General features: G+C 47.4%; 19 protein-coding genes. 13 read left to right on the forward strand and 6 right to left on the reverse strand.

The features are described 5' to 3' along the window. Nucleotides 1-20: 20 nt before the first annotated feature. From L4D06_RS00730 to L4D06_RS00765, 8 genes are all read left to right on the forward strand, one after another. Entirely contained in the window at nucleotides 21-758 is a 738-nt protein-coding gene (locus L4D06_RS00730; RefSeq protein ID WP_274163341.1) for a heme ABC transporter permease, read from the forward strand. A gap of 2 nt (nucleotides 759-760) precedes the next feature. Beyond that, a complete protein-coding gene (gene ccmD, locus L4D06_RS00735) occupies nucleotides 761-967 on the forward strand; it encodes a heme exporter protein CcmD (protein ID WP_429737512.1) in 207 nt (68 codons plus the stop codon). Continuing rightward, on the forward strand, nucleotides 964-1,446 hold the full coding sequence (gene ccmE, locus L4D06_RS00740; protein ID WP_274163339.1) for a cytochrome c maturation protein CcmE: 483 nt from the start codon (nucleotides 964-966) through the stop codon (nucleotides 1,444-1,446). The genes ccmD and ccmE overlap by 4 nt, the downstream gene beginning before the upstream one ends. Further along, a complete protein-coding gene (locus tag L4D06_RS00745; protein ID WP_274163338.1) occupies nucleotides 1,446-3,422 on the forward strand; it encodes a heme lyase CcmF/NrfE family subunit in 1,977 nt (658 codons plus the stop codon). The genes ccmE and L4D06_RS00745 overlap by 1 nt, the downstream gene beginning before the upstream one ends. Before the next feature lie 2 nt (nucleotides 3,423-3,424). Continuing rightward, nucleotides 3,425-3,979, forward strand: coding sequence for a DsbE family thiol:disulfide interchange protein (locus L4D06_RS00750; protein WP_274163337.1), 555 nt, complete (start codon nucleotides 3,425-3,427; stop codon nucleotides 3,977-3,979). Then, a complete protein-coding gene (locus L4D06_RS00755) occupies nucleotides 3,979-4,485 on the forward strand; it encodes a cytochrome c-type biogenesis protein (RefSeq protein ID WP_274163506.1) in 507 nt (168 codons plus the stop codon). The genes L4D06_RS00750 and L4D06_RS00755 overlap by 1 nt, the downstream gene beginning before the upstream one ends. Further along, nucleotides 4,482-5,696 carry a c-type cytochrome biogenesis protein CcmI gene (gene ccmI / locus L4D06_RS00760; RefSeq protein WP_429737513.1) on the forward strand — a complete coding sequence of 405 codons (1,215 nt, stop codon included), beginning with the start codon at nucleotides 4,482-4,484 and terminating at the stop codon, nucleotides 5,694-5,696. The genes L4D06_RS00755 and ccmI overlap by 4 nt, the downstream gene beginning before the upstream one ends. Before the next feature lie 133 nt (nucleotides 5,697-5,829). Beyond that, the gene (locus tag L4D06_RS00765) at nucleotides 5,830-6,618 is read left to right on the forward strand and encodes an MlaA family lipoprotein (protein ID WP_274163335.1); all 789 of its coding nucleotides are present in this window, start codon (nucleotides 5,830-5,832) and stop codon (nucleotides 6,616-6,618) included. 280 nt (nucleotides 6,619-6,898) lie between these two features. Here the strand turns inward: L4D06_RS00765 and L4D06_RS00770 are convergent, their stop codons facing one another. From L4D06_RS00770 to L4D06_RS00785, 4 genes are all read right to left on the reverse strand, one after another. Then, nucleotides 6,899-8,227 (reverse strand): outer membrane protein transport protein, encoded by a 1,329-nt coding sequence (locus L4D06_RS00770; RefSeq protein WP_429737514.1) that lies wholly within the window; start codon nucleotides 8,225-8,227, stop codon nucleotides 6,899-6,901. Between the two features lie 313 nt (nucleotides 8,228-8,540). Beyond that, nucleotides 8,541-9,818: an outer membrane protein transport protein gene (locus L4D06_RS00775; protein WP_429737516.1), complete on the reverse strand. Its 1,278-nt coding sequence runs from the start codon at nucleotides 9,816-9,818 to the stop codon at nucleotides 8,541-8,543. A gap of 214 nt (nucleotides 9,819-10,032) precedes the next feature. Further along, nucleotides 10,033-10,755, reverse strand: coding sequence for a DUF3379 family protein (locus L4D06_RS00780; protein ID WP_429737517.1), 723 nt, complete (start codon nucleotides 10,753-10,755; stop codon nucleotides 10,033-10,035). Then, nucleotides 10,742-11,317, reverse strand: a complete 576-nt coding sequence (locus tag L4D06_RS00785; RefSeq protein ID WP_028024816.1) for a sigma-70 family RNA polymerase sigma factor — start codon at nucleotides 11,315-11,317, stop codon at nucleotides 10,742-10,744. Before L4D06_RS00785 ends, L4D06_RS00780 begins: the two co-directional genes overlap by 14 nt. A gap of 704 nt (nucleotides 11,318-12,021) precedes the next feature. Here L4D06_RS00785 and fadI point away from each other — a divergent pair. After that, nucleotides 12,022-13,332, forward strand: a complete 1,311-nt coding sequence (gene fadI, locus L4D06_RS00790) for an acetyl-CoA C-acyltransferase FadI (RefSeq protein ID WP_429737519.1) — start codon at nucleotides 12,022-12,024, stop codon at nucleotides 13,330-13,332. Next, a complete protein-coding gene (gene fadJ, locus L4D06_RS00795) occupies nucleotides 13,332-15,446 on the forward strand; it encodes a fatty acid oxidation complex subunit alpha FadJ (protein ID WP_429737520.1) in 2,115 nt (704 codons plus the stop codon). The genes fadI and fadJ overlap by 1 nt, the downstream gene beginning before the upstream one ends. 97 nt (nucleotides 15,447-15,543) lie before the next feature. On the opposite strand, the gene L4D06_RS00800 is transcribed toward fadJ, so the two are convergent. After that, complete coding sequence (locus L4D06_RS00800; RefSeq protein WP_429737521.1) at nucleotides 15,544-18,318, reverse strand: insulinase family protein; 2,775 nt, start codon at nucleotides 18,316-18,318, stop codon at nucleotides 15,544-15,546. A gap of 141 nt (nucleotides 18,319-18,459) precedes the next feature. Between L4D06_RS00800 and sixA the strand changes: the two genes are divergently transcribed. Then, nucleotides 18,460-18,951, forward strand: coding sequence for a phosphohistidine phosphatase SixA (gene sixA / locus L4D06_RS00805; RefSeq protein WP_274163328.1), 492 nt, complete (start codon nucleotides 18,460-18,462; stop codon nucleotides 18,949-18,951). Between the two features lie 137 nt (nucleotides 18,952-19,088). Here the strand turns inward: sixA and smrB are convergent, their stop codons facing one another. Further along, nucleotides 19,089-19,619, reverse strand: coding sequence for an endonuclease SmrB (gene smrB / locus L4D06_RS00810; RefSeq protein ID WP_274163327.1), 531 nt, complete (start codon nucleotides 19,617-19,619; stop codon nucleotides 19,089-19,091). Nucleotides 19,620-19,751: 132 nt separating this feature from the next. Here smrB and prmB point away from each other — a divergent pair, with 132 nt between their 5' ends. Together prmB and aroC are read left to right on the forward strand one after the other, a co-directional pair. Next, nucleotides 19,752-20,684 carry a 50S ribosomal protein L3 N(5)-glutamine methyltransferase gene (prmB, locus tag L4D06_RS00815; protein ID WP_429737522.1) on the forward strand — a complete coding sequence of 311 codons (933 nt, stop codon included), beginning with the start codon at nucleotides 19,752-19,754 and terminating at the stop codon, nucleotides 20,682-20,684. 277 nt (nucleotides 20,685-20,961) lie between these two features. Continuing rightward, nucleotides 20,962-22,047, forward strand: coding sequence for a chorismate synthase (gene aroC, locus L4D06_RS00820; RefSeq protein WP_274163325.1), 1,086 nt, complete (start codon nucleotides 20,962-20,964; stop codon nucleotides 22,045-22,047). The last annotated feature ends 29 nt before the right edge of the window (nucleotides 22,048-22,076 follow it).

Below are 22,076 nucleotides of genomic sequence, written 5' to 3' on the forward strand. Positions count from 1 at the left end.
TAAATAAGAGCGATTGAGTAATGTGGAAATGGCTTCATCCTTATGCTAAGCCAGAAGCAACCTACAAGCTATGTAACACGCTTCTGCCATGGTTTGCTGTGCTGGCATTGTTGTCTCTGGTTACCGGAACGGTGTGGGGGTTGGCGTTTGCGCCGTCCGACTATCAGCAAGGTGACAGCTTCCGTATCATTTACATTCATGTGCCGGCGGCTATTTGGTCAATGGGTGCATACATGTCGATGGCGATCGCGGCATTCATAGGCATGGTTTGGCAAATTAAAACCTCTGATTGGGCTGCAGCCGCGATGGCACCCGTGGGGGCTGTGTTTACGTTTATTGCGCTAGTCACTGGCGCAATATGGGGTAAGCCAATGTGGGGTGCTTGGTGGGTATGGGATGCTCGTCTAACCTCAGAGTTGATTCTGTTGTTTCTCTATTTGGGTGTTATCGCACTGTATAATGCGTTTGAAGATGATCGCACAGCAGGCCGTGCTGCAGGCATTCTTGCCATGGTTGGGGTTATTAACCTGCCGATCATTCACTTCTCGGTAGAATGGTGGAACACCCTACACCAAGGGGCGACTATTACCAAATTCGCCAAACCGTCTATTGCGTCAGACATGCTTTGGCCTCTGTTGTTAAACATTATAGGTTTTGCTTTGTTCTTTGGTGCGGCGACCTTGATGGCGCTAAAAAACAAAATCCTGCAGCGCGAGTCGCATCGTCCTTGGGCTCGTGAATTGGTAGAGAGAGCCTAATCATGCATTTTACTTCCTTCTCCGCATTTCTAGATATGGGTGGCTATGCCGGCTATGTGTGGAGTGCATTTGCGATTACATTTTTGGCTATGTTTTGGGTCGTATGTTCGGCTCACTTCACTCGTCGCAAACTTATTCGTGAAATAAAGAACAGAGTTGCCCGAGAGCAACGAATCAAGAAAGCCCAAAATATGGAGAACACGTTATGAACCCAAGACGCAAGAAACGCTTAGGGCTAGCTCTCGCTCTAGTGTTTGGTGTAGGCGCAACGGTTGGTTTAGTGGTGTATGCGTTAAATCAAAATATGGACTTGTTCTATACCCCAACCGAAATCGTGGAAGGTAAGCCGGATGGTTCGAAACCTTATGTTGGTCAGCGTTTACGTATTGGCGGCATGGTGGTTGAAGATTCAGTAAGCCGTGACCCTGAATCATTGAAAGTTACGTTTAAAGTGGCAGACATTGGCCCAGCGGTAACGGTTGAGTTTGACGGTATTCTCCCTGACTTGTTCCGCGAAGGGCAGGGCATCGTGGCACAAGGTGAGCTGGTGAATGCGACCACTGTTCGTGCACAGGAAGTGCTTGCTAAGCATGATGAAGAATACATGCCACCTGAAATTGCAGAAGCGATGAACAAAAATCACCAACCGCTTGAATACACTGAACAGCAAAAACAAGGTAGCTACTAATGATTGCTGAACTGGGGCATTTTGCCCTGATTATTTCTTTGGGATTTTCGGTCCTACTTAGTATCTACCCACTGTGGGGTGCGCAGATCGGAAACCAAGCCATGATGCGCTCAGCGCGACCACTGGCTATCGGCATGTTCTTGATGTTGCTGATGTCATTTATCGCACTGAGTTGGGCATTTTACGCCAACGATTTTACCGTCAGTTATGTGGCGAGTAACTCAAACAGTGCATTGCCGTGGTACTACCGGCTGACGGCGGTTTGGGGTGCGCACGAAGGTTCTTTGCTACTTTGGGTGTTGATCCAAGCAGGTTGGACGCTGGCTGTGGCGGTATTTAGCCGTGGTATGCCGCAAGAGTCGGTTGCTCGTGTACTCGCTGTTATGGGGATGATTGGCGTAGGCTTCTTGCTATTTATCATCGTGACATCAAATCCATTTGAACGCACTTTGCCATACTTCCCCGTCGATGGACGCGATCTTAACCCGCTGCTTCAAGATCCGGGTCTAATTGTTCACCCGCCAATGTTATACATGGGCTATGTCGGTTTCTCCGTCGCGTTTGCGTTTGCGATCGCTTCTTTGATGGCGGGTCGCCTCGATACGGCGTGGGCGCGTTGGTCTCGTCCTTGGACAACGGCTGCATGGGTATTTTTGACGCTGGGTATCGCACTGGGCTCTTGGTGGGCTTACTACGAACTTGGCTGGGGTGGCTGGTGGTTCTGGGATCCAGTAGAAAACGCTTCATTCATGCCTTGGTTGGCAGGTACCGCTTTGATGCACTCGCTCGCGGTAACGGAAAAACGCGGCACGTTTAAAGCGTGGACCGTACTATTGGCGATTTCTGCCTTCTCGCTCAGTCTACTCGGCACATTCTTGGTTCGTTCCGGCGTGTTGGTCTCGGTTCATGCGTTTGCGTCCGATCCCGCGCGTGGTTTGTTTATTCTTGCCTTCCTCGTGGCAGTCATTGGTGGTTCATTGCTGCTCTACGCATTACGTGCTTCAGAGGTGCGTTCACGCGGTAACTTTGAATTGGTATCACGTGAAAACGTACTGCTAGCGAACAATATCTTTTTAGTCGCTGCGCTCATGGTCGTGCTTCTTGGTACGCTATTGCCTTTGGTTCACAAACAGATTGGTTTAGGGTCTGTGTCCATCGGTGAACCTTTCTTCAATCTTTTGTTTACGTGGCTTTCTGTTCCTTTTGTCTTTTTGCTCGGTATTGGTCCGCTGATTCGATGGAAGCGAGACAACCTTAAAAACGTGAAAAAAGAAGTGATTGTCAGTGGCCTGATTTCAGTCACCTTGGGTATTGGACTCGTTTGGTTCTTTGCTGACGTGTTTAAACCACTTGCAGCCTTAGGTGCGGTGATGGGCCTATGGGTCATTATCATGCAATCTGTCGAAGTCTATCAGCGTGCAACGCATCGCCATGACTTTATGGCAGGGCTTGGCAAGTTAGGCAGAAGTCACTGGGCAATGGTATTCGGCCATATCGGTCTTGCTATCTCAATATTAGGCATCGCTATGGTGCAAAATTATGACATCGAACGTGATGTGAAGATGGCACCGGGCGATCGCGTAGAAATCCAAGGTTACGATTTCCACTTCCAAGGTCTGCGTGACAAAGACGGTCCGAACTATGACGGTTACGTGGCTGACTTTGACATCTATCGTGGTGACAAGCGCATTAACACTTTGCATGCAGAGAAGCGTTTTTACACCGTGCAGCGCTCAATGATGACGGAAGCCGATATCGATCGCGGCATTACTCGCGATTTGTACATTGCCATGGGTGAGCGTCTACCTGATGGTGCGTGGGCGATTCGAATTTACTATAAGCCGTTTGTTCGCTGGATCTGGTTTGGTGCATTGGTCATGTCCATAGGTGGCATATTGGCGATGTCAGACAAACGCTACCGTTTCCGTCAGAAATCGGAATCGACCGTATCTACTGAACCCGTGAAGGAGGCGTAAGCATGAAACGTCCTTTACTTTTTATACCGCTCGTACTTTTCATGGTGTTGGTCGCGGTGTTTTTTATCCAATTAGGTAAAAACGCCGACGGTGATGACCCAACCAAGTTGGAATCTGTACTGGTGGGTAAACCAGTGCCAGAGTTCCGTCTCGAAGATCTGACCGAAGCGGGCAAGCTGTATGATCAAGACATTTTTAAAGGCCAACCGCTGCTGCTCAACGTCTGGGCAACGTGGTGTCCAACGTGTTATGCCGAGCATACTTACCTAAATGAATTGGCGGCAAATGGCGTAAAGATTATTGGTCTTAACTACAAAGATGATCGTGTAAAAGCGATTGGCTGGTTAAACCAACTGGGTAACCCGTACTTGGTCAGCTTGTTTGATGGCAACGGTATGCTAGGCCTTGATTTGGGAGTATATGGTGCGCCAGAAACCTTCCTTATTGATGCTAACGGTGTGATTCGTTACCGCCACGTTGGCGATGTAAATTCGCAAAATTGGCAAGACAAGCTTGGGCCAATGTATGAGCAAATGCTGGCGGAGGCTAAGGGATGATTAAGCGCTTTTGGTTAGCACTTGTGTTGGCAAGCAGCGTGGCGTTTTCGGTCTCCGCAGCCATTGAGGTTTATGAGTTTGATGACCCAGCACAAGAAGCTGCTTTCCACCAATTGGGGAAAGAGCTTCGTTGTCCTAAGTGTCAAAATAACAACATTGCCGATTCGAATGCAGGCTTGGCGCAAGATCTGCGCTTGAAGGTCTACGAGATGCTCAAGCAAGGCAAGAATGAAGATGAGATTGTGGAATACATGGTTGCGCGTTACGGCAACTTTGTGACCTACAATCCGCCGCTGACGGCATCGACGTTAATTTTGTGGGCTGGCCCAGTTCTGTGTGTATTGATTGGCTTCACCGTGTTGGTAGTGCGCAGTCGTAAACCGAAAGCAAAAGCCGCACAGGTTGAACTTGATGGAGAAGAGCAAGCGCGTCTTGCTGCACTGTTAGGTGATAACGCGGCAGAGAAACAGTCCGCCAATAAAAATAACAAGGATACAAACGGATGACCGAATTGTGGTTCTGGCTGATCACAGCCTTAATGGTACTTGTCTCTGTCGCGATCTTTGTTGTGCCGATTTATCGTGGGAAAGACCAAGATGAAGCGGCCAGTCGTGACGAGCTAAATAAAGCATTTTTCCGTGATCGCATGGATGAACTGAATGAAGAAGCTGATGAAGGCTTGGTGGACAACCAAGGTGAGTTGGCTGTTGAGCTTCAACAGTCCCTGTTAGATGACGTACCAGAAAGTAAGCAAGTACAAACTCAAAGTACCGTAGCACCTTGGATGCTCCTGCCTGGCGTATTGATTCTCGTGATACTGAGCTACGCTCTGTATTTGACGACGGGCAACCAGCAGAAAGTGGTTCATTGGCAAGAAACTGCGGCTAAATTGCCAGAGTTATCAAGCCGACTGATGTCTGACAGCCAAGAGCCGATGACGGATCAGGAAATGGCTGATCTGACGTTAGCACTGAGAACCAAGTTATCTCAAACGCCTGATGACGCGATGGGCTGGTTATTGCTAGGGCGTATTGGTCTAGCGAACCGCGATATTCAAACCGCTGAAGGTGCAATGAGTCGAGCTTATCGATTGATGCCTGAAGATAGCGATGTGAAACTGGGCTACGCGCAGTCGCTCATGCTTAGTGGCGATGAAACCAACGTTAACAAAGCACGCGATATGCTTCGTGAGGTGGTTAGGGTAGATCACGGCAACCTTCAAGCACTGTCTTTACTCGCGTTTGAAGCGTTTGAACGTGGTGCTTTTGATGAAGCCATTGCTGCTTGGTCAACGATGAAGCAACTACTTCCTGAAAATGACCCGCGTGGTGTTATGTTAGAGCGCAGCATTGAACGTGCTCAAGCACAAGCGGGTGCTGGCAACGGCCAAAGTGTTTCTGTGACTATTTCATTGGGTGACGAAGTCAGTGTTCCTAATGAAGGTGTTCTCATTGTATCAGTACACTCGGCAGACGGTGCTCCGATGCCAGTGGCGGCAAAACGCTTGCCGTTAAGTCGCTTTCCCTTGAGTGTGGAACTGACCGATGCGGATAGCATGATCCCAGAGCGTCTAATGTCATCTTTGCCGAATGTGTTAGTGAAAGCGCGCATTGATAGCGATGGTAATGTCATGACCAAAGACGGTGATTGGTATGGTCAGAGCCAGCCATTTTCACTGGGAGAGTCATCTCAAATCATCATTAATCAACAGAACTGATGGTGTTAAGCCTGAACAAGATCAATGCAGGGTATTTACCCACACATGCATTTTGATTCGACTCAGGTATACTTGGTAAAACATGGATAAGGCTGGTGAATAACCAGCCTATTTTTTAGGAAAGATAAAAACGATGTGGAAACGTCTGATATTAGCGGTTGGCGTGATCATTGGATTGAGTGGCTGTGCTCAGTCGCCGGATGACGCTACTGTCGATGCGGAAACAAACGCTGAGTTTGATGTTTCGCACCCGAATGACCCCTTTGAGGGTTTCAATCGCGTTATGTGGTCATTGAACTACGATTACCTCGACCCATACGTGGCGCGTCCAGTGTCACTGGCTTACGTCAACTTTGTGCCAAGCTTTGCAAGAACCGGCCTCTCTAACTTTATCGGCAACCTTGAAGAGCCCGCGAGCATGGTAAACAGTCTTGTAATGCTAGAAGGTGATGCGGCATTAACGCATTTTAATCGTTTCTGGCTGAATACCGTGTTTGGTTTGGGCGGCCTAATTGATATAGCCTCTGCGGCGAACATTCAAAAACTAGACGACCGTCAGTTTGGCGACGCCATGGGCTATTACGATATTGGTCAAGGCCCTTACTTCATGGTGCCAGTTTATGGGCCGATAACGCTACGGGAAGGTGCTGGTGACTTGGTCGACGATATTTATCCGCCATTGTCCCTGCTGACATTGCCGCAGTCGATCATTAAGTGGGCACTCGATGGAATGGAAAGCCGAGCCGCTGTTGTGCCGCAAGAGCCTTTGCTGGAAAATTCTCCAGATCCTTATGCATTTGCCCGCGATGCATATTTACAGCATAAAGACTTCAAGGCACGAGGTGGTCAAGCCATTGAAGAACCTGAACCTGATGATGCGTATTTCGACGAAGATTTGTTAGACGAAATAGATAACTATTAGTACTAAACAGATAGCAATTAGTAGTAATACCAATCTGATTAAATATTCGGTCATTCTTGCTGGTTAAAATCGACAATAGCGGCGTCAGATATTTTGTAGGTAGAATAACTACTTACTGCAATATCTTCCTTGCTCTTGACGATTTTCCCTACGCAAATTTATGACCACCTACTTAATCCAATTGGTATAAACAAATAGCAACAAAAATGGCCACTCAATGAGTGGCCATTTTTTTCAACGATAAAGGCGAGCGTTATCTAGTTCGCCAATTATCATTACCTTAGAAGCGGTATGTTGCCTGAACGCCAGCCAGCCATACACTGCCAGTTGTTTGGCCTTCAAATGTACCGCCGAATGCCGCACCTGATGCATCAGATTCAATACCAGGGCGTGGTTCAACAACATCAGCATCTTTTGCGAAGATGTAGGTGAAGCCTGCATCGAGCGTAAGATCTTTTGACCACGCATAGCCGGCACCTAGGCTTAGCCACAGACGGTCAGTTTCTGGAATCGTGATAGTACGGTTTGCGTCGTCGACAGCTGAGGTGTCATAAGCCACACCTGAACGAAGTTGTGTTTTGTCGTTAAGCTCGTAAGTAGCACCGACTGCGAAGCGGTAGTTATCTTTCCAGTTTTCTTTTTTGACGATCTGAGTTGGCTCAGAGAGAGACGGAATATTGGCTTCCAGCTTCTCGAAGGTACTCCAATCTGTCCAGTTTACGCTCGCGTGCACTGCAACTTTATTGGTTAACTGATGGTAACTCGCCAATTCAGCCGTTGCTGGAAGGGTTAGACCCATACTACCAGCCAGTTGTTTGGTTGTTGTGCCGAATGCCAACCCAGTAGCGTGACCTTCTAGGCGCAAATCTACTTCTGAACGGTAGTTAAAACCGACGCGGTTGTTTGGATTGATCTGCCATGCTGCACCAGCTTGCCAGCCCCAAGAGGTATCGTCACCTTCCATGTATTTTAGTGTGGTGCCAGATGGGACGACAACAGTGCCGTTAAAAGGGTTCTTTAGATCAGCAGAGCTCTTAGCACCAATGCTGCCTTCACCCATTACAAAGCGCACGCCACCACCAATAGAGAATTGGTCGTTGATGCGGTACGCAACATTTGGGTTAATTTCCATGGTCATCACAGAAGCTTCGTTGCCAAACTGGGTGCCCTTGAAGCTGTCATCCAGTTTAGTGTGCATACCAAAATTAGAGCTTAGTGCTAGGCCAAGGAAAACTTGGTCATTCACTTGGTGTGACACATAGAAGTTTGGAATGAACGCTGAGTCTGCAAAGTCTTTTGATGACGTCGCTGTTTTGGTTGATTGCTGCGTAAGCGGATTTGTTTGAGTCGTGGTGCCATTGACATCTACATTTGGGTCTACATAGATAAGACCGGTAGACACTTGAGTGCCTTCCAAATACGTCAGCATTGCTGGGTTACGGAATTGCGCAGAGGCATTGTCCGCCATTGCTGCTTCGCCAGCGTAAGCGCGTCCTAGGCCTGTTGCAGAGTATTCTGCAAGCTGAAAGCCAGCAGCCATAACAGAGGTTGAAGATAGAGAGCCAAGTGCCGCAGCAATCGCCAACGGTAGAATTTTGTTCTTGTTCATTATGTATTTCTTGTTTTTGGAGGTCGGTATAGGGTACTGACCAAAATTTCATATGCAATTTTGATGCGTTGAACAAGAAGGTTTTGGATGTAAATATCGTTATTTATTTGTTTAGTGGAGATATTATCTAACGATTTGTTGGTTTGGAACACATGTACGCTGAATTTGGGCGAACACGTGTATAGTGAAATGGTTGGTATAGCGTACTGGTGTGCGCTGAAATTTCCCCTAAGTAGCGTGGAATACTGGCATTTTGGATTGCAGACGTGAAAAAAGGGGAGCAAAAGCTCCCCTCAGTGTACGCTGTTCTCGATTAGAACTGGTAGCTGTACTGAACGCCGTACAACCAAGCGTTAGCGCGGGTGGTCGCATTGATTTCAGACAGTTGAAGTTCACCGCCACCAGGCAGGTCTGTCACTAACTTGTCATTCACTTCCACATCTTGACCCATTAGGTAAGTCAGACCGAAATCAATGGTTGAGTTCTTGGTTGCCTGATAGGTGAAACCTGCAGATACCCATTGGCGATCTGAATCAGGTACAGAAATTGATTTCTTCTGATCTTGTGCGCTGGTGTCATACATGTAACCAGCACGAAGTGTCCAGTCGTTGTTCAGGTAGTAAGTACCACCAATCGAGTAGTGCATGCCGTCCTGCCAATTGTACTCATTCAGAACAACACCATCTGTCGTCGCAAGCTTGTCAAAAGTGCTCCACTCAATCCACTGAACTGAGTAGTGCATAGCAAATTTGTTGGTCAGCAAGTGGTAACCAGAGAACTCAGCGATGTCTGGCAGAGGAAGAACGAGATCTCCGGTTAGCTGCTCACCTTTGTAGATCATGGTATCGCCGTCAGCTTTGATATCTGGGCTATGGCGGTAGCTTAGACCAAAACGGTGCTTCTCGTTGACTTCATAAACAGTACCTACGTTCCAGCCAATGCCTGTCCCTTCAGCGTCAATGTTAAGCATGTTATCGCCAACACTGTCAGCAAATGGTGGAATAGCCTGGCCCACATATTCAAGACCAGAGCGCTTCAGTTTACCTGTGCCTTGAATAAAGTCGACGCCAGCACCAAAGCTTAATTGTTCATTAACGCGGAATGATCCACTTAAAGCAAAGTTGACGCTTTTAACGTCCGTGAGGCCACCTAGCTCATTGGCTGCATAGCTGGTATCGAATTCAGTTTTTGTACCGAAATTTGAGTAAATACCTGCACCCACAGCAAACTTGTCATTGATTGGGTGAACATAGAAAATGTTTGGTACATACGAAATGTCACCAGCTTGTGCATCGTTCAACGAACGTTCACCAAGCATGATAGGCGAGTAGGTTGTACCTTTCACTACCACATCGGTATCAATTGCGATTAGACCCAAAGACAGTTCTGGTGCATCGAACATTGCCATTGCAGCCGGGTTACGTGCCATAACAGATGCGTTATCAGCGATAACTGCATCACCAGCGAATGCACGGCCTAGGCCAGTAGCCGATTGACCATTTAACTGGAAACCAGCTGCGAGAGCTGACGTAGAACTTACCGCTACAGCAATTGCCACTGCTGAACGGATAAACAGACGCTTCTTATTCATGGTGAAATTAATCCAATGAAATTTATAGTAGTTTTATAGTTTTGTGCTTTTTATATAAGCTGCGCGGATTCTATTGCGAAGGTTGTTATTTGGAAATCTGACCAGTTACAGGACACTGTTCTTTAACCGTAGTATCTGCGTGCAGGTTGTTGTTCTTTATGGAAAACAAAAAGGGAGCTGAAGGCTCCCTTTTTAAATGTAATAGAGTGTGTGTTTAGGCTTTTTGGTTCAAATGAAGCTTTAATTGCTCAGCAATAGGGAGAATATCAGCGCCTTCTTTACCGACAACAATCACACTGCTGTTGTTGGTTGGCAGTGAAATGGCTTCCATGTTGCCATCGCTATAAGTTTCCATTTCTGGTGTTTGCTGAGGAACCACAAATACCGTGAAGTCATTGCCGTTTTCGTCTTTCAAAACCATATGGACAGCATGTTTGCTATCAAAACTACAGTGATTTAGGTACGACACCGTGCCAGGCAAACTACCACTAAAGCTTTCTCCCAATGGAGACAGTTTGGCATTCACTTGTCGAATGCTTGCCCCTTCATTGGCTTTTAGGGCAAACGGTGCCTCATTGTAATAATGTTGCAGCGCAATCTGACCTAAGTTCTGCTGTATTGGCGAAATCGGGAGCGTTTGCCAATTGAATTGACCTAGCATAACCCCAAACACAAACGCGATGGAGGCGGCGATGGCTAGATGGAACTTGGGCTTACGATTCTCTCGGATCACATCACTGCTTTGCTTAAACAGTACCTTATCGACTAAGTCGTCAGGCACATCAACGCGTAGCGCTTGATCAATCAACGCATCTAAATTCTCAAGTTCTGCTGCCAATTTTTGGTTGGCAGGTGAATCCGTTTTTGCCGCCGATACTTCAGGGTCTTGATCTTGAGGATCAGCAAGAAGGCGGCGGCGAAATTCAAGCTCGTCCATTCTGCGCTCCTCGTTGCGTATCGTTTTGACTGTCCATGAACTCTTTCAATTGGTTTCTCGCTCTGAACAAACGTGTCATTACTGTATTTTTATTGAGATCCATGATCTCAGCGATTTCTTCGCCACTGAACCCCGCCATGACCTGTAAAACAAGAGGCTCACGGTACTCGGGTGACAAGCGCATTATTTGCTTGTGAAGCCATTGTTGCTCCACAGATGCTTCTTCACTGGGCTGTGTATTGTCTGGCACTTGGTGGTCATCAATATCAACCAATTCGAGTTGTTTTCTCTCAAACCGGCGCGCATTCTCTCGGCGAAGTATGGTGATCAACCATGCTTTCGCAGCGTTATCATCTTGAAGGCTATCGAGCGATCGCCAAGCACGAAGACATGTCTCCTGAACAAGATCTTCTGCTACATGCTGGTCTTTCGTCAACCAATATGCGTAGCGATATAGATCTCGGTGCCAAGCTCTCACGAGCGCTTCGTATCGTCTTTGTTTTTCCATATCAATAGAGACCTTGGATGTTGACGATTTATTCCCAAAAATTTTCAAAACCATTTCACTTTCCCTGAAAGTCTCTGTTTTACGGGTAGATACACATGTTACCTCGTGACTTCGTCTTCTTAGATTTTGAAAAACTCAAGGTTCCTCATATCTCACTATTAAGCCAATAATCTCCATAGCGGTCGTATGGAGATCGTCGCGCATAATGGTCGAGCATGTTTTAACCTAGTGTCCACACAAGAGTTGATGAAGAATCAAACATAAAATTGATCTGCTTCAAAAAGTGTCTGTTTCCAATGAGTATAGTAGGCACTGTCATCTGGGAGCACGTTGTAGGTTTCGTTGGTTTACCGAACCTTGGCTGCGTGTGACTGTGTTGAGCAAGATGACAAACTTCCTTTTTTGAAGGCTGACTTTACTTTCTCCTCAGGTCTTAGACCTGATTTGCAATTGGCTTTACGTTAATTGATTTTCATACGTGATTGCTTTCCACATACGTTGCCACACCTGATTAGGTGTGGTTTTTTTTTGCTTAATTTCTTGATTAAGCAAGGTGTTTATCGTATCCCTTTTTCTCAAATTGCACTTGTCGAGACCCCGACAAGAGAGAGTTTTCGCGGCTAAGGCATCATTTTTCTCGCAAAATTGTCGCCCCTGTCTATATTTGTCACGCGGATTTTATTAAACGCCCGTTTTAATCTGATAACAAATTGGTTACACTCTTCTGGTCTGACCTCTAATGCTAGCAAGGAGCGGCAATGAACTCTCCCCAGAACCTGACGACCCGTCAGGGAGAACGTATCGCTGTTGTGGCGGGTCTTCGTACCCCGTTTGCACGACAATCTACCGCATATGCTGATGTGCCCGCCGTCGATCTTGGCAAAATGGTTGTTAGTGAAATGCTAAATCGTACCGCGATTGATCCCAAGCTGATTGACCAGCTTGTGTTTGGTCAGGTGGTGCAAATGCCAGAAGCGCCAAACATTGCACGAGAAATCGTGCTAGGTACGGGCATGAATATTCATACCGATGCCTACAGTGTGAGCCGAGCCTGTGCGACTAGCTTCCAGTCAGTGGTTAATGTCACCGAAAGCATCATGTCTGGCACTGTCGATATTGGCATCGCGGGTGGTGCGGACTCTTCTTCTGTTCTTCCTATTGGCGTATCGAAAAAAATGGCTGCAACCTTGCTTGCTCTCAGCAAGGCGAAAACGCTGAGCAAACGCCTTAAATTATTAAGCAAGCTGTCTCTGAAAGACCTAGCGCCTGTACCGCCTGCCGTTGCTGAGTACTCTACCGGGTTGAGTATGGGGCAGACAGCCGAGCAGATGGCGAAGAGCCACCAGATTAGCCGAGCAGATCAAGATGCGCTTGCTCATCGTTCACATAGTTTGGCGGCAAAAGCATGGGCTGATGGTTTGGTACGCGATGAAGTGATGACAGCCTTCCCTGAACCTTATCGAGCGTGGATTGATAAAGATAACAACATCCGCGAAGACTCAAGCGTAGAGACTTACGCCAAGTTACGTCCAGCGTTTGATCGCAAGCATGGCTCTGTCACTGCCGCAAACAGTACACCACTTACCGACGGCGCTGCCGCTGTGATGTTAATGCGAGAAGGACGAGCGAAAGAATTGGGGCTCGTGCCATTAGGGTACATTCGCTCTTACGCTTTTGCGGCAATTCAAGTTGAACATGACATGCTGATGGGGCCATCGTATGCAACGCCAATGGCGTTAGATCGTGCAGGTATTACCCTCGCTGATTTGACCTTGATTGACATGCACGAAGCGTTTGCAGCTCAGGCATTGGCGAACGTGAAAATGTTTGGCTCTAAATCGTTTGCTCAGCAAAAACTGGGACGTGATCAGGCCATCGGCGAGATTGATATGGACAAATTCAATGTACTTGGCGGCTCTTTGGCCTTTGGGCATCCATTTGCTGCAACAGGCGCACGAATGATCACGCAAACATTGAATGAACTGCGTCGTCGCGGTGGTGGTTTAGCCTTGAATACCGCATGTGCTGCGGGTGGACTGGGTGCGGCAATGATCTTGGAGGCCGAATAATGAGTGAATCAATGACCCCAAATGCATTCTCACTGAGCCACGGTGACAACGGCGTTGCTTGGTTGAGTATTGATGTTCCTGGTGAAACCATGAACACACTACAAGCCACATTTGTTGACGAAATTAGTGCGATTTTGACTGAGCTTGAGGGCAATAGCAGTATCAAAGGCTTGGTGATGTATTCCGCCAAGCCCGATAACTTTGTGGCTGGTGCTGACGTTCGCATGCTGGATGCTTGTGAAACGGCAGAAGACGCACAAGCGATTGCAGAGCAAGGACAAAAACTTTTCTCACGTATCGAGAAACTGCCGTTTCATGTGGTTGCCGCAATTCATGGGCCTTGCTTGGGTGGCGGCCTTGAATTGGCGCTGGCATGTCACAGCCGAATAGCCACTGACGATGATAAAACTCGCCTAGGTTTGCCAGAAGTACAATTGGGTCTACTTCCGGGATCGGGCGGTACGCAACGCCTACCTCGTCTGGTTGGCGTGGCGGGTGCGCTCGATTTGATCCTTACGGGCAAACAACTTCGTGCGAAAAAAGCCAAGAAAATGGGCGTGGTTGATGATGTCGTGCCGCAATCGGTATTGCTTCGAGTGGCTGAAGAGTTGGCGTTGAAAAGTAAACTGAAGCGCAAGAACAGCTGGCAAAACTGGGCGATGGGCGGCAATGCATTAGGGCGCTCGGTTGTGTTTGATCAGGCTGCCAAAAAAACACGAGAAAAAACCCGCGGTAACTACCCCGCCACGGAGGCCATTCTTGAAGTGATCAAGCATGGTTTAGACAAAGGTGTCGAGAAGGGGTTGGCGCTTGAAGCCAAACGCTTTGGCGAGCTAGTGATGACCAATGAATCGGCATCACTGCGTAGTATTTTTTTCGCGACCACCGCCATGAAAAAAGAAACCGGAGCAGATGCAGAACCTGATCCGGTGACAGGCGTAGCTGTTTTAGGCGGAGGGCTAATGGGTGCGGGTATCGCAAACGTGTCAGCCACGAAAGCTAACTTGCCTGTTCGCATCAAAGACGTGAGCAATGATGGTTTGCTCAACGCGATGAATTACAGCTACAAGCTGCTTGATAAAAAGCGTAAACGTCGCATTATTTCCAAAGCAGATCTTCAATCTCAGATGGCTCGGATCAGCGGAACCACCGATTACAGCGGCATGGATCGCTGTAATGTTGTGGTTGAAGCCGTGTTTGAAGATTTGGATCTTAAGCACAAAATGATCGCTGAAGTAGAAGGGGCACTCAGTGACACGACGCTGTTTGCTACCAATACATCATCGTTGCCGATTCACCAAATCGCAGCAGGTGCAAAGCGTCCTGAAAATGTTGTTGGTCTGCATTACTTTAGCCCTGTTGACAAGATGCCGTTGGTGGAAGTAATTCCACATGCGGGTACATCAGAAAAAACCGTCGCAACCGTGGTCAAGTTGGCGAAAAAGCAGGGAAAAACGCCGATTGTGGTCGCTGACAAAGCGGGCTTCTATGTAAATCGTATTCTTGCACCGTACATGAATGAAGCTGCGATGACGTTATTAGCGGGCGAATCTGTAGAACATATTGATACTGCGCTGCTTGATTTCGGTTTTCCTGTTGGCCCCGTGACCTTGCTCGATGAGGTCGGTATCGATATTGGCGCTAAGATCAGCCCTATCTTACTGAATGAGTTGGGTGAGAGATTCCGTGCGCCGGACGTGTTTGATGTGATGCTGAATGATGGTCGCAAAGGACGTAAAAGTGGCAAAGGTTTCTTCGTTTATGATGGCAATAAAAAGCAAGTCGACAAGCGAGTTTATAGCTTGTTGGGTGTTGAGCTTAAAAGTCAGCTTTCGGCCCATGAGTTGTCAATGCGTTGTGTGTTGATGATGCTGAACGAAGCGGCTCGTTGCTTAGATGAAGGCGTGGTTAAATCGGCACGTGACGGCGATATTGGCGCGATATTTGGCATTGGTTTTCCGCCATTCCTTGGGGGCCCTTTTCATTACATGGACCACATTGGCATCAAACGTCTTGTTGAATTACTGGATGAGCATGAAGCCAAATATGGTGAGCGGTTTGCGCCGTGTGAGTTGTTAAAAGCAATGGCTTTGGAAGATAAACGTTTCTTTTAAATTCATTGAATCTGATGACATTGGACATGACATTGGATAAGTGAGCCATGCCATCCAATAAGAATCCCCGCCTTGGTACAAGGTCGGGGATTTTTTTTTACCCTTTCTCTAGTCGCCCTTGGCGGAACAGGTCTATCGAATCGATCTCTCGTGTGTTCTCGGGGTTGCATTGGTCTGGGTGAGCACCACCGCAACTGTGCATGATGAGCCGATCGGCTGTGCGAGGCTTTAGTTTTTCGACGACAAACTTCACCATATCTGCTCGTGCCATGCCTTTGATGGCTTCAGCCACATTCTGGCGCTGTTCAAATCTGTGGTCTTTGTTACCAATGCTGACCCAAAGTCGTTGTCCTCGGGCGCGTAAATTGGCATCGGGTTCTTCTATCTGAGCAATGAGTCCGTCTTTGCTTGCGTTCCATTGCGCTTCGTTGAGCTCTAGAAGCACCAAAAAGAATGCATTGAGAAAATCGTCAATCGCTTCAATGAGTTTAGTTGGGCCAGCAAGGGGGGACTGGACGTAGAAGACTAACCCAGGGTGACGATTGAGCGGCATATTGCCGGAGCCTACCATGTAACCCAATTGCTGTTTTGTGCGCAGTTCATTGAAAAAAATCGCAGACATCAAGTGATGAGCGAAGGTAAACAGTGCTGCGTCTTGTGCTGTTGTCCCTTCGCTTTGGTAGTAAACCAATACGGCAGAATCTTGATTGTTACAATCTAAATGGTAGGAAGCGTTTCCTGCATCCTTTAGCAAAACCAGTGGGCGTATCGATTCTTGATAGCGCTGATTATGAACTCTTAATGCGTCTTTAACCTTCTCTGCCAATTCGAATGTTTGATGTTTTTGCCAATTGCCATAAACAAACATTTCGACATGCAATTCTGACATCACAGCATGAACAAAGTCAGGAAGACAATTTACTGTCAACGGTTCTAGTGCCTCAATCAATGCTTCATACGGCGGATTGTTAGGCTGAAGGATACCGGTCATTGTGTTATACAAACGGCTGATAGGCTTGTTCTGTGTGGCGTTTTTCCAACTGCGTAAGAGTTGCGTTTTTATGATGTCAAAACGTTCGGGGTCGAAATCACGATTGGCAAATTTCTCCAATACCAAATCGAGTAAAATCGGAAGCTTTTCATTGAAGCCACTCAGCTTTAATGTCACACCACCTTGGTGGGCATAAAGGTTATAGCTGAGACCAGCAACTTCAGCAGGGTAGGCGGCTTCATTGATGGCCTCGAGAAGCATCTCTACACTGACGCGTGTTTTGACGATGTTCTCGACAGACTCGACAGCATGAGGGCTATCAATGGCGATATACACCACGCCTTTGGGTACACGAAAATCGGTGTCTTGCAGATGCCACAGACAAAAGCCGGGTAACTCTTGGATTTTCTCCGGTAAGGTCGTGGTCGGTGATGCCAATTGTGCAGGGTCGAGTTCGTAACTAATAAATGGATTTGGGCCGGGTAGTGCCAATTCCTGAGAGATTTCTGTGACGTTCCATTTCTCTCGTTGCGACGTGGTAAAGGGCACGACCCGATAAGGTGTGTCGTACCACTTAGCTTGTTTGTCGTAGTCGCCGCCTTTGGCAATCAAGGTCAACCGCATGTGCGCTGGCGTTAAATAACTCAACATCTCACGAATCAATGTTTCGTCATACCCAGACATCACATAGTCGCCATAAAGCACATCTTCGGCTTCATAGTGCTGAATATTGAGCACCATATGGCTCACGGTATCGAGTGGGCGAGAAGGCTCTTGGTAGCGAAACGCTTTTTCTTGTACGGCACGTTTTTCTTTATATCGCCATTCATCAAGACCGTGTTCACGCACAAGGCGGATGGCTTGGAAAAGGTAGGCAACGATATCATCAATCTGATCAAGGCCAGCTTCAGTCAGACTGACACTGATGGTGAATTCACGAAAATTGGAACCGCTAATCCCACCACCCGCCGATAGGTTATTAATAAGACCTTTCTTTTTGAGTAACGACATCACACTGCCTGTACCTTCGTAACCAAGTAAATTGGCAATGTAAGACAGAGGCTTAACGCGATAGTGCTGGTCGGTGGCTGGCATTGAAAAGGCGAGCGTCAGTTTACGAACATCTTTGAGTGGTTCGATGGTAATAAATTGCTGCTCTTGTGCGGTATCAACAAAGGGAACATCCGGAATCATCGGAGGTAACTTATGATCTGGGATCTGCTCGAATGCATCGTGTGCCAGCATCTCAAGAGAGTCTAGCGTGAACGGCCCTGTGATTGATGCGGCCATGAGGTTGGCACTGTAATGGCTGCGATAAAAGGCAATAAGCTCATCTCGAATCGAACTGCCTTTGCGGTCTGCAAGTGTGTCAGTACTGCCGACAGAAAACTTAGAGAACGGATGTTTGGGGTTAATAGTTTCTTTTTGAACTTGATAGATACGGCGAACATCATCTTGAAGTTTCAATCGATATTCTGAGTCTACTGCATTGCGCTCTTTATCCACGGCTTCGGCGTTAAATAACGGTGCAGAAAAAAACTGCCCAAATCTGTCTAGGGCCTCTTCAAAGTAATCGTGTTGAATATCAAAGAAATAAGTGGTGTTCTCTGTGCCTGTCCACGCATTGTTGCTGCCGCCATGACGGCTAGTGAAGGATTGGAATTCGCCCACTTTAGGGTATTGCTCTGTACCCAAAAACAACATGTGTTCGAGAAAGTGAGCTAACCCTTCTCGCTCGACAGGGTCACAGAAGTGACCCACGTTCACAGTGAGTGCGGCGGCACTGCGAGGTGCATGCGCATCTTCGATCAGTAAAACTCGTAGACCGTTATCGAGCGTAATCTGTCGATAGGCGCGGTGATCGTTCGGACTTATTTGCACAAAGCACCTTCACTGGTAGTGGCAAGGTCTTAATTATGACTACGTAAGTAAATTGAGGCAAACATCTGTGCGCTTTATCGTTCCAGAATCAACAATAGACTGGTAGCATTATCTGGAATTTAAGAAATCAGCAGTAATGATATGCAAATTTATATTATGCGTCACGGTGAGGCACTGACATTTGCCGCTAGCGATGAAGAAAGACCGCTGAATGATCGTGGCGAACAACAGTCAGTTGAAATGGCGCGTTGGCTATCGCAGCAATTGCCGGATGGAAATCTGGATTTGGTGCTCGTAAGCCCGTATTTACGCGCTCAACAAACATGGGCTGCGTGTCAAACCGTGATGCCAACGGCGAAGAAAGTACTGACTGATGAGGGGATTACCCCTTATGGTGACAGTGAGCACGTCGCGTCATACCTGCGTGCGTTGATTGCTGTTGAGAAGCCTTCCAGTGTTTTGTTGGTTTCTCACTTACCACTTGTTGGCTATCTCACTGCTGAGTTTGATGCGGATAATCAAGCGCCAATGTTCCCAACATCTTCTGTGTCTTGCATCGAGTTTGATCCTATCAGCGAGAAGAGTGAAGTGCTTTGGCTAAAAAGCCCCGCACAATTGATGGGTTACGCTTAAGTACGCTGTTGTCTCGAGTTGCTGGTTAATTCAATGACCAGTCAGTTGATTCCAATAAAAACGCCCCGTAGGGCGTTTTTTGTATGCGGTAGGCTACGCACTATTATACCCAGCATCTTCGGGTTGCATGGGAGTAGCTACTTTTCTGGTATTTCGATAAGCACTAACAGAGAGCCCGCGCCGCCAAATTCCAGCGGAGCTTGGTGAAAAGCGAGTACGTCTGGGTGCTGCGCAAGCCACAGTGGGGTTTTCTGCTTCAATATATGCTTGCCAATACCATGCATGACGCAAGCACAGCTTACATTCTCTTTGATGCATTCTGCGATTAAGGCGCCCAATTCACGCTTGGCTTCCATTTGCGTCATACCGTGCAGGTCCAGAAACATATCTGGCACATAAACGCCCCGACGCAAGCGCTTCACTTCATACTTGGACACACCCGTACGCGCATATTGCGTTGGGCCGTCTTCTTTCAGCAAGGGTTCAAACTCATCTGAAAAATAGAAAGCGTGGTCTCGTGCGGTCGATTCAGTCCGCTTTTTTCTCGTTTGTTCCACTGTCTGGCGTCTTGGCGGGTTTATGGTATCCTGCTGCAGTTTTTTAACGCCTTTCACCGCATCGCGGAACAATGAAAAATCATCGTCTGAGATCGGGGTTTTCTTACTCATAAGTCAATTCCAAATGCCGATAGGCGCATTGTACCCAAAATAGATGCAATGTCTCGTTGTCGAATTTGGAATTGCCCAACTATTAGCGATGATTGCGATGCGTTGGAGTGAATCAGGCTAGTGGAGGCCATTTTGGATAAAATTATTGTTGATGAAGTTGTCAACGAACTACGTACGCTACAGGACATGCTACGTTGGACGGTAAGCCGCTTTAATGCAGCCGGCTTGTTTTACGGTCACGGAACGGATAACGCATGGGATGAAGCAGTACAGTTGGTGTTGCCAACCTTGTATTTGCCTTTAGATGTGCCGGCAGATACACGTCACTCCCGCCTGACGACCAGTGAGCGTCATCGTATTGTTGAGCGTGTTATTCGCCGTATTAACGATCGTACGCCAGTGTCTTACTTGACGAACAAAGCGTATTTTTGTGGTTTAGAATTCTTTGTTGATGAACGCGTGCTGGTGCCACGTTCACCGATTGGTGAGCTGATCCAAAATCGCTTTAGCCCAATGCTGGATGTTGAGCCAACACGAATCATGGATTTGTGCACGGGTAGCGGTTGCATAGGTATTGCTTGTGCTTACGCCTTCCCTGATGCAGAAGTTGATTTGGTCGACATTTCGACGGATGCACTCGCCGTGGCTGAAATGAATGTTCAAGATCATGGTATGGAGCAGCAAGTGTTCCCAATCCGCTCGGATTTGTTCCGTGATCTTCCTCAGGACAAATATGACCTGATTGTCTCTAACCCACCGTATGTGGATGAAGAGGATATGGACAGCCTGCCAGAGGAGTTCCGCCATGAGCCTGAACTCGGGTTAGCCGCAGGTTCTGATGGCTTGAGACTGATGCGCCGCATCATTGCCAATGCACCTAATTACTTGACTGAGCAGGGCGTGTTGATCTGTGAAGTGGGTAATTCCATGGTGCACGTGGACGAGCAGTACCCAGAGCTTCCACTGACTTGGCTTGAATTTGAAAACGGCGGTCACGGCGTGTTCATGATGACTTACCAAGATCTGATGAGTGTTGCTGACGAGTTTTCTATCTACAAAGATTAATCACTCAAAGTGACACTAATGAGCATTTTAAAAGGCTGAAAACATCTGTTTCAGCCTTTTTTTGTTCTCACATTGTATGTTTTTTGTGTTTATTGAAGTGAAGGCGGGCATAGCGCATGTTGACCGTCTCGTGGATAAAAAGCTTTTGCTTCTCACGCTTGGTTATGTTTCATTAACAAGCATGCAGTTATGCCTTGGTACCAGTCGGATTAAGTAAGTGGTCATAAACTTTTCGATTGGTATAGTAAAGGCAGCCAGAAAAAAGACAGAGGAAGTAATGGCAGGCAATTCTATTGGTCAGGTTTTTCGAGTCACCACCTTCGGTGAAAGTCATGGATTGGCACTAGGGTGTATCGTTGATGGTTGCCCTCCGGGTCTCGAAATTTCTGAAACAGATCTCCAAGTTGATTTGGACCGTCGTCGTCCAGGCACATCAAAGTACACCACACAGCGTCGTGAAGCGGATGAAGTAAAGTTTTTGTCAGGCGTATTCGAAGGCAAAACGACAGGCACATCTATCGGATTACTGATTGAAAACACCGATCAGCGCTCGCAAGATTATTCTAAAATTTCAGACCGTTTCCGCCCAGGTCATGCTGATTATACTTATCATCAAAAATACGGTCACAGAGATTATCGTGGCGGTGGTCGTTCTTCTGCACGTGAAACTGCCATGCGGGTTGCCGCAGGCGCAATTGCTAAGAAATACCTTAAGCAAGAATACGGCATTGAAGTGCGTTGTTACTTGTCTCAAATGGGCGATGTGAAAATTGACCAAGTTGATTGGGATCAAGTCGAGCAAAATCCTTTCTTCTGCCCAGACATTAACAAGCTGGAAGCGCTGGATGAATTGATCCGCCAACTGAAAAAAGAAGGCGACTCTATTGGCGCTAAGCTCACTGTTGTGGCAAGCAATGTTCCAGTTGGTTTGGGTGAACCTGTTTTTGATCGCCTTGATGCTGACATTGCTTACGCGCTGATGGGTATTAATGCGGTGAAAGGCGTAGAAGTGGGCGATGGCTTTGATGTTATCAACCAACGTGGTAGCCAGCACCGTGATGAACTGACGCCAGAGGGTTTTAAAACCAACCATGCGGGTGGTGTTCTTGGTGGTATTTCATCAGGGCAGGACATTGTGGCCCATATGGCCCTGAAGCCGACATCAAGCATTACTGTTCCGGGTGAAACCATTAACGTTGACGGTGAAACTGTGGATGTGGTGACTCGTGGTCGTCATGACCCATGCGTTGGTATTCGTGCGGTACCTATCGCTGAAGCCATGGTCGCTATCGTGTTGATGGACCACTTGCTAAGACACCGTGCTCAAAATTCAGGTGTGACGACAACAACGCCGAAGATTTAAGTGAAAGATCCTAGGGCCTAGGAAAAGAA

The sequence above is a fragment of the Enterovibrio makurazakiensis genome (assembly GCF_050336585.1).
In the GTDB taxonomy this organism is placed as follows: Bacteria; Pseudomonadota; Gammaproteobacteria; order Enterobacterales; family Vibrionaceae; genus Enterovibrio; species Enterovibrio gelatinilyticus.

What these genes read in the sequence shown, in the direction of transcription:
- L4D06_RS00730 (WP_274163341.1), top strand. Translation starts at nt 21, where the DNA reads ATGTGGAAATGGCTTCATCCTTATGCTAAGCCAGAAGCAACCTACAAG.
- L4D06_RS00775 (WP_429737516.1), bottom strand. Translation starts at nt 9,818, where the DNA reads ATGAATAAGAAGCGTCTGTTTATCCGTTCAGCAGTGGCAATTGCTGTA.
- L4D06_RS00765 (WP_274163335.1), top strand. Translation starts at nt 5,830, where the DNA reads ATGTGGAAACGTCTGATATTAGCGGTTGGCGTGATCATTGGATTGAGT.
- smrB (WP_274163327.1), bottom strand. Translation starts at nt 19,619, where the DNA reads ATGAGTAAGAAAACCCCGATCTCAGACGATGATTTTTCATTGTTCCGC.
- L4D06_RS00770 (WP_429737514.1), bottom strand. Translation starts at nt 8,227, where the DNA reads ATGAACAAGAACAAAATTCTACCGTTGGCGATTGCTGCGGCACTTGGC.
- fadJ (WP_429737520.1), top strand. Translation starts at nt 13,332, where the DNA reads ATGAGTGAATCAATGACCCCAAATGCATTCTCACTGAGCCACGGTGAC.
- aroC (WP_274163325.1), top strand. Translation starts at nt 20,962, where the DNA reads ATGGCAGGCAATTCTATTGGTCAGGTTTTTCGAGTCACCACCTTCGGT.
- L4D06_RS00745 (WP_274163338.1), top strand. Translation starts at nt 1,446, where the DNA reads ATGATTGCTGAACTGGGGCATTTTGCCCTGATTATTTCTTTGGGATTT.
- ccmE (WP_274163339.1), top strand. Translation starts at nt 964, where the DNA reads ATGAACCCAAGACGCAAGAAACGCTTAGGGCTAGCTCTCGCTCTAGTG.
- L4D06_RS00785 (WP_028024816.1), bottom strand. Translation starts at nt 11,317, where the DNA reads ATGGTTTTGAAAATTTTTGGGAATAAATCGTCAACATCCAAGGTCTCT.
- ccmI (WP_429737513.1), top strand. Translation starts at nt 4,482, where the DNA reads ATGACCGAATTGTGGTTCTGGCTGATCACAGCCTTAATGGTACTTGTC.
- L4D06_RS00780 (WP_429737517.1), bottom strand. Translation starts at nt 10,755, where the DNA reads ATGGACGAGCTTGAATTTCGCCGCCGCCTTCTTGCTGATCCTCAAGAT.
- L4D06_RS00750 (WP_274163337.1), top strand. Translation starts at nt 3,425, where the DNA reads ATGAAACGTCCTTTACTTTTTATACCGCTCGTACTTTTCATGGTGTTG.
- sixA (WP_274163328.1), top strand. Translation starts at nt 18,460, where the DNA reads ATGCAAATTTATATTATGCGTCACGGTGAGGCACTGACATTTGCCGCT.
- fadI (WP_429737519.1), top strand. Translation starts at nt 12,022, where the DNA reads ATGAACTCTCCCCAGAACCTGACGACCCGTCAGGGAGAACGTATCGCT.
- ccmD (WP_429737512.1), top strand. Translation starts at nt 761, where the DNA reads ATGCATTTTACTTCCTTCTCCGCATTTCTAGATATGGGTGGCTATGCC.